Source organism: Pseudomonas sp. D2002 (assembly GCF_013385735.1).
Lineage (GTDB): Bacteria > Pseudomonadota > Gammaproteobacteria > Pseudomonadales > Pseudomonadaceae > Aquipseudomonas.
Genome location: NZ_JACAPL010000009.1, coordinates 373,674 through 387,277, shown reverse-complemented (window position 1 = coordinate 387,277; position 13,604 = coordinate 373,674). Strand labels below are relative to the sequence as shown.

Annotated in this window: 13 protein-coding genes; 10 read left to right on the top strand and 3 right to left on the bottom strand. The window is 59.5% G+C overall.

What is annotated here, in order from left to right:
- The first annotated feature begins 31 nt into the window (after positions 1–31).
- The 7 genes from apaG to HX783_RS19470 all read left to right on the top strand — a co-directional run bounded on the left by apaG (position 32) and on the right by HX783_RS19470 (position 8,047).
- The gene (gene apaG, locus HX783_RS19500; RefSeq protein WP_069551974.1) at positions 32–412 is read left to right on the top strand and encodes a Co2+/Mg2+ efflux protein ApaG; all 381 of its coding nucleotides are present in this window, start codon (positions 32–34) and stop codon (positions 410–412) included.
- On the top strand, positions 412–1,260 hold the full coding sequence (locus HX783_RS19495; RefSeq protein ID WP_177017948.1) for a symmetrical bis(5'-nucleosyl)-tetraphosphatase: 849 nt from the start codon (positions 412–414) through the stop codon (positions 1,258–1,260). The genes apaG and HX783_RS19495 overlap by 1 nt, the downstream gene beginning before the upstream one ends.
- A 9-nt stretch (positions 1,261–1,269) precedes the next feature.
- A complete protein-coding gene (gene glpE / locus HX783_RS19490; RefSeq protein WP_177017947.1) occupies positions 1,270–1,599 on the top strand; it encodes a thiosulfate sulfurtransferase GlpE in 330 nt (109 codons plus the stop codon).
- A 285-nt stretch (positions 1,600–1,884) separates the two neighbouring features.
- The gene (locus HX783_RS19485) at positions 1,885–3,807 is read left to right on the top strand and encodes a PrkA family serine protein kinase (RefSeq protein WP_003194732.1); all 1,923 of its coding nucleotides are present in this window, start codon (positions 1,885–1,887) and stop codon (positions 3,805–3,807) included.
- Positions 3,808–3,920: 113 nt separating this feature from the next.
- Entirely contained in the window at positions 3,921–5,192 is a 1,272-nt protein-coding gene (locus HX783_RS19480; RefSeq protein WP_003194735.1) for a YeaH/YhbH family protein, read from the top strand.
- Positions 5,189–6,754, top strand: a complete 1,566-nt coding sequence (locus tag HX783_RS19475; RefSeq protein WP_159960367.1) for a SpoVR family protein — start codon at positions 5,189–5,191, stop codon at positions 6,752–6,754. Before HX783_RS19480 ends, HX783_RS19475 begins: the two co-directional genes overlap by 4 nt.
- 63 nt (positions 6,755–6,817) lie before the next feature.
- Complete coding sequence (locus tag HX783_RS19470) at positions 6,818–8,047, top strand: multifunctional CCA addition/repair protein (RefSeq protein ID WP_177017946.1); 1,230 nt, start codon at positions 6,818–6,820, stop codon at positions 8,045–8,047.
- Positions 8,048–8,195: 148 nt separating this feature from the next.
- Here HX783_RS19470 and folK read toward each other — a convergent pair whose 3' ends face one another.
- Both folK and folB read right to left on the bottom strand, forming a co-directional pair.
- Positions 8,196–8,714 carry a 2-amino-4-hydroxy-6-hydroxymethyldihydropteridine diphosphokinase gene (gene folK / locus HX783_RS19465; RefSeq protein ID WP_159960371.1) on the bottom strand — a complete coding sequence of 173 codons (519 nt, stop codon included), beginning with the start codon at positions 8,712–8,714 and terminating at the stop codon, positions 8,196–8,198.
- A complete protein-coding gene (folB, locus tag HX783_RS19460; RefSeq protein WP_177017945.1) occupies positions 8,705–9,058 on the bottom strand; it encodes a dihydroneopterin aldolase in 354 nt (117 codons plus the stop codon). Before folB ends, folK begins: the two co-directional genes overlap by 10 nt.
- Before the next feature lie 72 nt (positions 9,059–9,130).
- Here folB and plsY point away from each other — a divergent pair, with 72 nt between their 5' ends.
- A complete protein-coding gene (gene plsY / locus HX783_RS19455; RefSeq protein WP_159960375.1) occupies positions 9,131–9,700 on the top strand; it encodes a glycerol-3-phosphate 1-O-acyltransferase PlsY in 570 nt (189 codons plus the stop codon).
- 33 nt (positions 9,701–9,733) lie between these two features.
- On the opposite strand, the gene tsaD is transcribed toward plsY, so the two are convergent.
- Complete coding sequence (gene tsaD, locus HX783_RS19450; protein ID WP_159960376.1) at positions 9,734–10,759, bottom strand: tRNA (adenosine(37)-N6)-threonylcarbamoyltransferase complex transferase subunit TsaD; 1,026 nt, start codon at positions 10,757–10,759, stop codon at positions 9,734–9,736.
- Positions 10,760–10,962: 203 nt separating this feature from the next.
- Here tsaD and rpsU point away from each other — a divergent pair, with 203 nt between their 5' ends.
- Positions 10,963–11,178 (top strand): 30S ribosomal protein S21, encoded by a 216-nt coding sequence (rpsU, locus tag HX783_RS19445; RefSeq protein WP_002551877.1) that lies wholly within the window; start codon positions 10,963–10,965, stop codon positions 11,176–11,178.
- Positions 11,179–11,621: 443 nt separating this feature from the next.
- Positions 11,622–13,592: a DNA primase gene (dnaG, locus tag HX783_RS19440; protein WP_159960378.1), complete on the top strand. Its 1,971-nt coding sequence runs from the start codon at positions 11,622–11,624 to the stop codon at positions 13,590–13,592.
- Positions 13,593–13,604: the final 12 nt, after the last annotated feature.

Below are 13,604 nucleotides of genomic sequence, written 5' to 3'. Positions count from 1 at the left end.
GTCCTCCGCTTTTGCTTTTAAGGCCTCTTGCATGTCCGATCCTCGCTACCAGATCGACGTCAGCGTCGTCACCCGCTTCCTCGCGGACCAATCGCAACCCGAACACAACCGTTTCGCCTTCGCTTACACCATTACGGTGAAGAACAACGGGCAGGTGCCGGCCAAACTGTTGTCGCGCCACTGGGTAATCACCGATGGCGACGGCCAGGTCGAGGAAGTCCGTGGTGCCGGTGTGGTCGGCCAGCAACCGTTGATCGACATTGGCGCCAGCCATACCTACAGCAGCGGCACAGTGATGACCTCCAAGGTCGGCACCATGCAGGGCTCGTATCAGATGAAAGCCACTGACGGCAAACTGTTCGACGCCATCATCGCGCCCTTCCGTCTCGCAGTGCCGGGAGCCCTGCACTGATGGCGACGTACGCGGTCGGCGACCTGCAAGGCTGCCTGGCGCCCCTCAAGTGTTTGCTCGATCGCGTGGCTTTCAACCCGGCCAGCGACCGCCTGTGGTTGGTGGGTGATCTGGTCAATCGTGGCCCCGAGTCCCTGGAAACCCTGCGCTTTCTTTATAAGATGCGCGACTCGTTGGTGTGTGTGCTGGGCAACCATGACCTGCACCTGCTGGCCGCCAGCAACAACATTGAGCGCCTGAAAAAGGGCGACACCCTGCGCGAAATTCTCGAAGCGCCAGATCGCGCCGAGCTGCTGGAGTGGTTGCGTCGGCAGAAACTCATGCATTACGACGAAGGCCGCAATATGGCCCTGGTGCATGCTGGCATCCCGCCGCAGTGGACGCTGAAGAAAGCCCTCAAGTGTGCCGCCGAAGTCGAGAGCGCCCTGGCCGATGACAACCTGTACACCGCCTTCCTCGACGGCATGTACGGCAACGAGCCGGTCAAGTGGGATAACGACCTTACCGGTGTCGCCCGCCTGCGCGTGATCACCAACTACTTCACCCGCATGCGTTTCTGCACCGCCGAAGGCAAGCTCGACCTCAAGAGCAAGGAAGGCGCCGACACCGCGCTGCCCGGCTACAAGCCCTGGTTCGCGCACAAGGAACGCAAGACCCGTGACACAAAGATCATCTTTGGCCACTGGGCAGCCCTTGAAGGCAAGTGCGAAGAACCCGGCGTGTTTGCCCTCGACACCGGTTGCGTGTGGGGCGGCGCCATGACCCTGATGAACATAGACACCGGCGCGCGCCTGAGCTGCCAGTGCGAACCTACCCTTCCCGTTACACTGCCGGCCGCCAAGCCATAGGAGCCCGCCATGAGCGAATTCAAACGTATCCCCCCTGAAGAAGCCCTGGCCCTGCGCAAGCAAGGTGCCGTGGTCGTCGACATCCGCGATCAGCCGACCTATGCAAACGCTCACATCAAAGGCGCGCAGCATTTGGACAACCACAACATTGCCGACTTCATCCGCGCCGCCGACCTCGATGCGCCGGTGATCGTGGCCTGCTATCACGGCAACTCCAGCCAGAGCGCGGCCGCCTATCTGATCAGCCAGGGTTTCTCCGACGTCTATAGCCTGGACGGCGGCTTTGAGCTGTGGCGTTCGATCTATCCGTCAGAAATTGCCTCTAGCGATTCGCAATAATTTTTTTCACACCCCGCTACCCCGCGTGACGCTTGGGCTCGCGCCGTTTCTGACGAACGGCGCAGCCAAACTAATTACGTATCCCGCCTTGACCTCCCGGATTCCGAACTATCCTTAAGCGCAGGCCATCCGAATCAGGGGAGAGCCGGTACACCGGCGTGCGGGTCATCGGTAGCGTTTCAGGGTGTTTGGGGGGAAAACAGCCATTGGTTGATCACCAATGACTGCCAGCATCGACTGATTGACCCGGCGTCGGCTCCACGTATCGAGCGAGGTGACGACGTCATGAGTATCTTTAGCCACTTCCAACAACGCTTCGCGTCCACACAGCAGGAAGAACTCACGCTGCAAGAGTATCTCGAGCTGTGCAAACAGGACCGCAGTACCTACGCGTCTGCCGCCGAACGTCTGCTATTGGCGATTGGTGAGCCGGAGCTGGTGGAAACCGCCAATAATTCGCGCCTGTCGCGAATATTCTCCAACAAGGTGATCCGCCGCTACCCGGCCTTTGAAGACTTCCACGGCATGGAAGAATGCATTGACCAGATCGTCTCCTACTTCCGCCATGCCGCCCAAGGTCTGGAAGAGAAGAAACAAATCCTTTACCTGCTCGGCCCCGTCGGCGGTGGTAAATCGTCCCTGGCCGAAAAGCTCAAACAACTGATCGAGAAGGTGCCCTTCTACGCGATCAAGGGCTCACCGGTCTTCGAGTCGCCATTGGGCCTGTTCAACGCCACGGAAGATGGCGCGATCCTCGAAGAAGACTTCGGCATCCCACGGCGCTACCTCAACACCATCATGTCGCCATGGGCCACCAAGCGCCTGGCCGAGTTTGGCGGCGATATCAGCCAGTTCCGGGTGGTGAAACTCTACCCGTCGATTCTCAACCAGATCGGCGTGGCCAAAACCGAACCAGGTGATGAGAACAACCAGGACATCTCGGCACTGGTAGGTAAGGTCGATATCCGCAAACTCGAGGAATTCCCACAGAACGACGCCGACGCCTACAGCTACTCGGGCGCGCTGTGCCGGGCCAACCAGGGCCTGATGGAGTTTGTGGAGATGTTCAAGGCACCGATCAAGGTGCTGCACCCACTGCTCACCGCCACCCAGGAAGGCAACTACAACAGTACCGAAGGCCTGGGCGCGATTCCGTTCACCGGGATCCTGCTGGCCCACTCCAACGAATCGGAGTGGCACACCTTCCGCAACAACAAGAACAACGAAGCCTTCATCGACCGGATCTACATCGTCAAGGTGCCGTACTGCCTGCGGGTCAGCGATGAGATCAAGATCTACGACAAGCTGCTGTTCAACAGCTCCCTGGCCAAGGCCCACTGCGCGCCTGACACCTTGAAGATGCTCGCCCAGTTCACCGTGCTGTCGCGCCTCAAGGAGCCGGAGAACTCGAATATCTATTCGAAGATGCGCGTCTACGACGGCGAAAACCTCAAGGACACCGACCCCAAGGCCAAGTCGATCCAGGAATACCGCGACACGGCAGGCGTGGACGAGGGCATGAACGGCCTGTCCACCCGGTTCGCGTTCAAGATCCTCTCCAAGGTGTTCAACTTCGACCCGCACGAAATCGCCGCCAACCCGGTGCACCTGCTGTATGTACTGGAACAGCAGATCGAGCAGGAACAGTTCCAGGCTGAAACCCGCGAGCGCTACCTGCGCTTCCTCAAGGAATACCTGGCACCGCGCTACATCGAGTTTATCGGCAAGGAAATCCAGACCGCGTACCTGGAGTCCTACAGCGAGTACGGCCAGAACATTTTCGACCGCTACGTGCTGTATGCCGACTTCTGGATTCAGGACCAGGAATACCGCGACCCGGAAACCGGCGAAATCCTCAACCGCGTGGCCCTCAACGAGGAGCTGGAGAAAATCGAAAAACCGGCCGGCATCAGCAATCCGAAGGATTTCCGCAACGAAATCGTCAACTTCGTGCTGCGCGCCCGCGCCAACAACAACGGCAAGAACCCCACCTGGCTCAGCTACGAGAAGCTGCGGGTGGTCATCGAGAAGAAAATGTTCTCCAACACCGAGGATCTGCTGCCGGTCATCAGCTTCAACGCCAAGGCCAGCAAGGAGGATCAGCAAAAACACAACGACTTCGTTACTCGAATGGTCGAGCGTGGCTACACCGACAAACAGGTACGCCTGCTCTCCGAGTGGTACCTGCGGGTTCGTAAATCACAGTAAGGCAGCGACGGGCGTTTGCTGCCGGGCCCTGGGCCTGGCAGCTGACCGCTTGTCTCTAGGCTTCCAGCTCGCAGCTTGAAGCTTGTAATGTGAAGCTGCCCGGAGGGCTCCCCATGAGCTATGTGATTGACCGACGCCTCAATGGCAAGAACAAGAGCACGGTAAACCGTCAGCGTTTCCTGCGGCGTTACCGTGACCACATCAAAAAGGCCGTTGAAGAGGCCGTCAGCCGCCGTTCCATCACTGACATGGAACATGGCGAGCAAATCAGCATTCCCGGACGTGACATCGACGAACCGGTGCTGCACCACGGGCGTGGTGGCAAGCAAACCGTCGTGCACCCCGGCAACAAGGAATTCACCACCGGCGAACATATCCAGCGCCCCCAAGGCGGTGGCGGCGGTAAAGGCCCAGGCAAGGCGGGCAATTCCGGCGAGGGCATGGATGAGTTCGTGTTCCAGATCACCCAGGAGGAATTCCTCGAATTCATGTTCGAAGACCTGGAACTGCCCAACCTGGTCAAACGCAACCTGACCGGCACCGACACCTTCAAGACCGTACGCGCAGGGATCAGCAACGAGGGCAACCCGTCGCGGATCAATATCATCCGTACCCTGCGCTCGGCCCATGCCCGGCGTATCGCCCTGTCGGGCAGCAGCCGCGCCAAACTGAAGCAAGCCAAGGAAGAGTTGGCGCGTTTAAAACGCGAAGAGCCGGACAACTTCGGCGATATCCAGGAAATCGAGGCGGAAATCGAGAAACTCAGCGCACGCATTCACCGCGTGCCGTTCCTCGACACCTTCGACTTGAAATACAACCTGCTGGTCAAGCAACCCAACCCAAGCTCGAAGGCGGTGATGTTCTGCCTGATGGACGTGTCCGGCTCGATGACCCAGGCGACCAAGGACATCGCCAAGCGCTTCTTCATCTTGCTGTACCTGTTTCTAAAGCGGAATTACGACAAGATCGACGTAGTGTTCATCCGCCATCACACCAGCGCCCGGGAAGTGGACGAAGAGGAGTTTTTCTATTCGCGGGAAACCGGCGGCACCATCGTCTCCAGCGCGTTGAAGCTAATGCAGGAGATCATGGCCGAGCGCTACCCGGCCAATGAGTGGAACATTTACGCAGCTCAGGCTTCCGACGGCGACAACTGGAACGACGACTCGCCCATCTGCCGCGACATCCTGATCAACCAGATCATGCCGTTCGTGCAGTACTACACCTACGTCGAAATTACCCCCCGTGAGCACCAGGCCCTGTGGTTCGAATATGAGCGTATCGGCGAAGCGTTTGCCGACACCTTCGCCCAGCAGCAACTGGTCTCGGCCGGCGATATCTATCCGGTCTTCCGTGAACTCTTCCAGCGCAGGTTAGTGACATGACCGCCAAAAAAGAGCATAAGCGCCAACCCATTTCCACCGGCTCCGAGTGGACCTTTGAACTGATCCAGGCCTATGACCGGGAAATCAGCCGCATCGCGGCGGGCTATGCCCTGGACACCTACCCCAACCAGATCGAAGTGATCACCGCCGAACAGATGATGGATGCCTACGCCTCGGTCGGCATGCCTCTGGGCTATCACCATTGGTCCTACGGCAAACACTTCCTCAGTACTGAGAAGTCCTACACCCGTGGCCAGATGGGCCTGGCCTACGAGATCGTCATCAATTCCGACCCGTGCATTGCCTACTTGATGGAGGAAAACACCATCTGCATGCAGGCGCTGGTGGTGGCGCATGCCTGCTACGGGCACAACAGCTTCTTCAAGGGCAATTACCTGTTCCGCACCTGGACGGATGCCAGCTCGATCATCGATTACCTGGTGTTCGCCAAGCAGTACATCATGCAATGCGAGGAACGCCACGGTATCGATGCGGTGGAAGACCTGCTCGATTCCTGCCATGCGCTGATGAACTACGGTGTGGACCGCTACAAACGCCCGTACCCGATTTCTGCCGAGGAAGAGCGCCTGCGCCAAAAGGAACGCGAGGAACACCTGCAGAAACAGATCAACGACCTGTGGCGCACTATCCCCAAGAAAACCGGGAAAAACAGCGACAAGGACAATGCACGCTTCCCGGCCGAACCTCAGGAAAACATCCTGTACTTCCTGGAAAAACACGCACCGCTGCTGGAGCCATGGCAGCGCGAAATCGTGCGTATTGTGCGCAAGATCGCCCAGTACTTTTATCCACAGCGCCAGACCCAGGTGATGAACGAAGGCTGGGCCACGTTCTGGCACTACACCTTGATGAACGACCTGTACGACGAAGGCCTGGTCACCGACGGCTTCATGATGGAGTTCCTCACTTCCCACACCAGCGTGGTGTTCCAGCCGGGCTTCGACAGCCCGTACTACAGCGGCATCAACCCTTATGCGCTGGGCTTTGCGATGTACCGCGACATTCGGCGCATGTGCGAACACCCCACCGACGAGGACCGCCGCTGGTTCCCGGAAATCGCCGGCAGTGATTGGTTGTCGACCATCAAGTTCGCCATGAGCAGCTTCAAGGACGAGAGTTTCATCCTGCAGTACCTCTCACCCCAGGTGATTCGCGACCTCAAGCTGTTCAGCATCATGGACGACGACCTCAAGGATGACCTGGTGGTGCCGGCCATCCATGACGAGCCCGGCTACCGCGCCATCCGCGAGACCCTGGCGGCGCAGTACAACCTGGGCAACCGCGAACCCAACGTGCAGATCTACAGCATCGATGTGCGCGGCGACCGCTCGCTGACCCTGCGTCACCAGCAGCACGACCGTAAGCCCTTGGGCGAGTCCACTGAGGAAGTGCTCAAGCACCTGCATCGGTTGTGGGGCTTCGACATTCATCTGGAAACCCTGCAGGGCGACCAGGTGATGAAGACTCACCATGTGCCACCGCGCAGCGATCACAACGACAACGACTACGGCCGCCTGGACTTGGCCGTCGTTCATCTCTGAAACAGCAAAGCCTCCATTGGTCAGGTACAGGCGGTATCCTGTGCCGCTAATGGAGGCTTTTTCATGAAAATCTATAAAGTCGGCGGCGCGGTGCGTGATCGCCTGCTTGGCATCAAGGTCACCGACGTCGACCGCGTTGTCGTTGGCGCGACCACTGAAGAAATGCTCGCCAAGGGCTACAAGCCGGTGGGCGCTGACTTCCCGGTATTCCTCGACCCGAAAAACGGCGATGAATATGCCCTCGCCCGCACCGAGCGCAAGAGTGGCCGAGGTTATGGCGGCTTTGTGTTTCACGCCAGCCCCGAGGTCACGCTGGAAGAAGACCTGATTCGCCGCGACCTGACCATCAACGCCATGGCGGAGGACGATGACGGCAACCTGACGGATCCGTACCATGGCCAGCGTGATCTGGAAGCCCGCGTTCTACGCCACGTTTCGCCGGCGTTCGCCGAAGATCCTTTGCGTGTGCTGCGCGTTGCCCGCTTTGCGGCGCGCTACGCACACCTGGGCTTCACCGTAGCACCTGAGACGCTGGAGCTGATGCGTCAGCTCAGTGAATCCGGCGAGCTGGAAGCCTTGACCCCGGAGCGCAGTTGGAAAGAAATCTCCCGTGCGCTGATGGAAGATCAGCCTCAGGTGTTTATCCAAGTGCTGCGTGACTGCGATGCACTGAAAACCCTGATGCCGGAAGTGAACGCACTGTTCGGCGTGCCGCAGCCCGAGGCTCATCACCCGGAAATCGACACCGGCATACACACCCTGAGCGTGCTGGAACAGGCCGCCCTGCATCAACAGCCGCTCACCGTGCGCTGGGCTTGCTTGCTGCATGACCTGGGCAAAGGCCTGACGCCTGTGGATAAGTTGCCGCAACACATTGCTCATGAACATACGGGCTTGGTACTGATCAAGGCGGTCAACGAGCGCTTCAAAGTGCCGAGGGATTGCCAGGAACTGGCGCTATTGGTGGGCCAATATCACACCCATGGCCATCGTGCATTGGAGCTGAAAGCCTCGACACTGCTGGAGTTGCTGCAGAGTTTTGACGTGTATCGCCGGCCGCAGCGCTTTGAGGAATTTGTGGTGGCGTGTGAGATGGATGCGCGCGGCCGCAAAGGCTTTGAGCAGCGAAGTTATCCACAGGCGGATTATTTGCGCGGCGCGGCCAAGGTTGCGCGTGAAGTGGCAGTGGCGCCACTGATGGAGAAAGGTTTTAAAGGCCCGGAACTGGGCGAAGCGCTCAAACGCGAAAGGCTCAAGGCGCTGAAGGCCTACAAGGAACAGCGTAACGCCTAGCAGGCGAGCTTTTCCAATGCAAAACCTGTGGGAGCGGGCTTGCCCGCGAAGACGTCGGCCCAACAAGCATTGATGGTGACTGACGCACCGCTTTCGCGGGCAAGCCCGTTCCCACATTTGAATTCGGTCGAGCCAAGAGAATCGGCGGCTATAGGGGAATCGTCGGCGTCAGTTGCTGGCCCTGCCACTCAAAAGCAACAGGCGCCAATACCTGATCGATCTGCGAATTGCGCCACAGCTCAGCCAGCGTCTTCCCCGCTTCAGGATGCACACGGTCCGGTGCCATCAGCGATAACGGCCACAGTACAAACGCGTTTTTCAGGATTTCGGCACGCGGCAGGATCAATCCGTCGAAGTTGCCCACCAAGTCGCCATACAGCAGCACATCGATATCCAACGGCAGCCCTTTGCGGTCCGGCGCATAACGGCCATTCTCGGCCTCGATGAATTTCAACCGGCGATCCAGCTCCATCAACGGCAGCTCGGTATAGGCCGACACCACCAGGTTGAAGAACGGCCCGCTCTTGATGCCCACCGGCTGGCTTTCAAACACCGGCGAGCAGCGTACATCGGTCAAGAAGCTCGCCAACGCATCCAGGCCAGCGCGTAAATGCGGCTCGCGTTCGATATTGCTGCCAAGGCCAAGGTAAATCTGAGTTAGCGGCATCCGCGCTCGATCTCCACGCCCACGCCTTTGGCTGCCGGCACGGCGCCTGGCTTGGTCAACTTGAGGTGCAGCCAGGGAATCTGGAATTCGCTCATCAACACTTCGGCCAGGCGTTCGGCGAAGGTTTCCACCAACTGGTACTGGGACAGCTCGGCAAAGGCCTGAATACGCGCGGATACGCTGGCGTAATCGAGCGCCAACGTCAGGTCGTCACCGGCCGCAGCCGGGCGATTGTCCCAGGCGAAGCTCAGGTCCAGGCGCAGGCATTGCTTGATGCCGCGCTCCCAGTCGTAGGCCCCGATCACGGTGTCGACTTCCAGGCCTTCGATAAACACTCTGTCCAAGCTCTTCTCCGCAGCACGACAAGGGCGCGATGCCCCGTTAGAATCAGGGCGTCCTCGCCCGGAATAGTTAGCATGTTTTGGTCACTGGCGATTCTCGCCTACCTGCTCGGCTCGCTGTCCTTCGCCATTTTGCTCAGCCGCCTGACGGGAAACCCCGACCCGCGAATGAGTGGCTCAGGCAATGCCGGCGCCACCAATATGTTGCGCCTGGCCGGCAAGAAACTCGCCGTACTGACACTGCTCGGCGACATCTGCAAAGGCCTTCTGCCCGTACTGATCGCCAATCTGGCCGGTCTTGCCCTGCAGCAGCAGGCCTGGGTGGGCGTGTGTGCCGTCCTCGGCCATCTGTTCCCGCTGTACTTCCGCTTTCGCGGGGGCAAGGGTGTCGCCACGGCTGCCGGCATGCTGCTGGGGATTTACCCTCCCGCCGCGTTACTGGCCGTGCTGGCCTGGCTGCTGACGTTCTACCTGACTCGCACCAGCTCCTTGGCTGCATTGATCGCCACACCGCTCACCCTGCCGCTGCTGGCCTGGCAGGCGCCAGCGGCGCTGTTGCCGATGAGCGTGCTGACACTGCTGATCGTCTGGCGCCACCGCGGCAATTTACGCGACCTGTTTGCTGGGCGCGAACGGCATTTTTAAATACGTCGGGTGCGCCCGGCCCACGCAGAGCACTTACAACGGTGACAGCTGCTCCATCGGCCAGCGTGCCTGCACGCTGATCGCCAGGCTTTCATGCTGCCCGGCCTGCAGGCGCTGGCAACCGGCATAGGCGATCATCGCACCGTTATCGGTGCAGAACTCAGGCCGCGCGTAGAACACATCGCCGTGCATGTCGCCGAGCATTTTTTCCAGCGAGGCGCGCAAGGCCTTGTTGGCGCTGACGCCGCCGGCGATCACCAGACGCTTCATGCCCGCCTGTTTCAGGGCGCGCTTGCACTTGATGGTCAAAGTCTCCACCACGGCCTGCTGGAACGCCAGCGCGATGTCGCAACGGGCTTGCTCACTGTCGTCCCCGGCGCTGACGCTCTGCTGCCAGGTGTTCAGCGCGGAGGTTTTCAAACCACTGAAGCTGAACATCAGACCTGGGCGATCGCACATCGGGCGCGGGAAGGTATAGCGGCCCGGCACGCCCTTTTCGGCGAGGCGGGCGATTTCCGGACCACCAGGATAATTGAGGCCCATCATCTTCGCGGTCTTGTCGAACGCTTCACCGGCAGCATCGTCCAGGGACTCGCCCAACAGCGTGTATTGGCCGATCGCGTCGACCTGAACCAGCTGCGTATGCCCACCCGAAACCAACAAAGCGACGAACGGGAACTGTGGCGGTGTTTTTTCCAGCATCGGCGCCAGTAAATGGCCTTCCATGTGATGCACGCCGAGGGCTGGAATGCCCCAGGCGAATGCCAGCGCCTGGGCGCAAGAAGCCCCAACCAGCAGGGCTCCGACCAATCCGGGGCCGGCGGTATAGGCAATCGCGTCGATCTCGGTCGGCACGCAGCCGGCCTCGTCCAGCACCTGGCGAATCAACGGCAGCATGCGCTTGACGTGATCGCGGCTGGCGAGCTCCGGCACCACGCCGCCATAGGCACGGTGCAGGTCGATCTGACTGAACAGTGCATCGGCCAAAAGCCCGCGTTCACTGTCGTAAAGTGCGACACCGGTTTCGTCGCAGGAGGTTTCAAGTCCCAGTACTAGCATGGGTTTGCGCCTTGTAGAGGCTGAATTCGAAGGCGCGCATAATAGTCGCCACTCCCCCTCCCGACTAGCGGTTTTCGATCAGAGGCTTTGCATTCCGGGCAATGAGGGGTTAACATCCGCAACCCTTAAAAACCGACGACCTCAGCCGCGAATTTTTTGCGACGAGAACGTTGATTCCCGGTAATGAAAGAAGGTAGCTCTGGATGCCAGCCGTCAAAGTAAAAGAGAACGAACCCTTCGACGTAGCTCTGCGTCGTTTCAAGCGCTCCTGCGAAAAAGCCGGTGTTCTGGCTGAAGTTCGTAGCCGCGAATTTTATGAGAAGCCAACTTCTGAGCGTAAGCGCAAAGCAGCAGCCGCTGTTAAGCGTCACGCTAAGAAAGTTCAGCGCGAGCAGCGCCGCGCCGTTCGTCTGTACTAATACACAGACTTACGTAGCAAGCTTCTGCCAAGCCCGGCCCTCAGCCGGGCTATTGGCATTTGCGGATATCGCTTGATGCTTCACCGTCGACGCCGCACACGCGACCGAGACACTGCTTCACACGTCAGGACTGGCTCTTTTGCCAGCGGTGCACGTCTCTTCTGACGAGCCTAACAAGGCTACTGACGAGCACACTCATTCTTCAAGCAGACGATCAACTGTGTCGGCTGTGCCCAACGATGCGTTTCCGAGGCCCGCCATTGGCCAACACCGGACGCCCGGGCAACATTTCCACGCCGAACACTGATAGAAATTAACGTCAGTGAATGTTCGGCAGATACACTCCCTGACAGCCCAAGCAGACGACAGTTGATCGAGCCGCATAATTTGCGCGCCCGAGCACTTCGCGGGCCTCATTGACACGCAGTGATGACGAGAACGCCATGGCCGGGCTAATTCCCCAGAGCTTTATTGACGACCTTCTGAACCGCACCGACATCGTCGATGTTGTCAGCTCGCGCGTGCAATTGAAAAAAGCCGGCAAAAACTACACCGCCTGCTGCCCGTTTCATAAAGAGAAAACCCCGTCGTTCAGCGTCAGCCCCGACAAGCAGTTCTATTACTGCTTCGGCTGCGGCGCAGGCGGTAATGCCCTCGGCTTCCTCATGGACCACGACAACCTGGACTTCCCCCAGGCTATCGAGGACCTGGCCAAAGCCGCCGGCATGGAAATCCCTCGCGAAGAAAGTGGCCGCCCGCACAAACCGCGGCAACCCACCGACTCGCCGCTGTACCCGCTGCTGACGGCCGCTGCCGACTTCTATCGCCAGGCGCTTAAAAGCCATCCGCAGCGCAAGGCCGCCGTCGATTACCTCAAGGGCCGCGGCCTTACCGGTGAAATCGCCCGAGACTTCGGCCTCGGTTTCGCGCCGCCGGGCTGGGACAACCTCTATAAGCACCTGAGCAGCGACACCCTGCAGCAGAAAGCCATGATCGACGCCGGCCTGCTGGTGGAAAACGCCGAGACCGGCAAGCGCTACGACCGTTTCCGCGACCGCGTGATGTTCCCGATCCGCGACAGCCGCGGCCGGATCATCGCGTTCGGTGGCCGAGTGCTGGGGGACGACAAACCCAAGTACCTGAACTCCCCGGAAACCCCGGTGTTCCACAAGGGTCAGGAACTCTACGGCCTGTTCGAGGCGCGCAAAAACAATCGCAACCTCGATGAAATCATTGTGGTTGAAGGCTATATGGACGTGATCGCCCTCGCCCAGCAAGGCCTGCGTAACGCTGTGGCCACCTTGGGCACCGCGACCAGCGAAGAACATATGAAGCGCCTGTTTCGCGTGGTGCCCAGCGTGTTGTTCTGTTTCGACGGTGACCAGGCTGGCCGCAACGCCGCCTGGCGGGCGCTCGAAGCGACGCTCTCGAGCCTGCAGGACGGGCGTCGCGCGCGTTTCCTGTTCCTGCCGGAAGGCGAAGACCCGGACACCTTGGTGCGCTCCGAAGGCACCGACGCATTCCGCGCGCGCATCAATCAACACGCGCAGCCGCTGGCGGACTATTTCTTCCAGCAACTGACCGAAGAAGCCGACCCGCGCTCCCTCGAAGGCAAGGCCCACATGGCCACCCTCGCGGCACCGTTGATCGACAAAGTGCCGGGCGCCAATCTGAAATCACTGATGCGCATGCGTTTGCTGGAAATTACCGGCTTGAGCGGCGAAGCCGTCAGCCAGCTGGTGCACAACGCGCCGCAAGAAGCGCCACCGGCGTACGACCCGGGCATGGATTACGACGCCATGCCGGACTATTCCGACTTCCACCAACCGCAGGAGGCCTACACGCCCCAGCAGGAGTGGACACCGAAGAAGCCCGGCGCCGGCGGCAAGAAATGGGACAAGAAGCCCTGGAGCAAGAACGGCAAGCGCGGCGATCGCGATGAAGCCTATGCGCCACGCACGCCAGTGGCGGTGGAAGCCCCGACGCTGATTGCGTTGCGCACGCTGATCCACCACCCGCAATTGGCCAAGAAAGTTGAGAGCGCCGATCATTTTGCCAACGAAAGCAACACCTATGCTCAGGTACTGATCGCCTTGATCGAGGCGGTACAGAAAAATCCTAAGCTAAACTCAATTCAGTTGATGGCTCGTTGGCATGGCACCGAACAAGGCCGCTTGTTGAAAGCACTCGCAGAAAAGGAGTGGCTAATTGACGGCGATAACCTTGAACAACAGTTTTTAGACACCATTACTAGGTTATCCGCGGGTCAGCACACGCAGACCCTCGACGAGCTCATCAAGAGAGCAAGACAGCCGGGATTGTCGGCTGAAGAGCAAATTCAGATAGCAAAACAGATGCGCGACCTCTTAAAACAGAATGTTTCCGCATCAAACCCGACCTCAGCTGGCGTGTGAGGTCATAGCTCG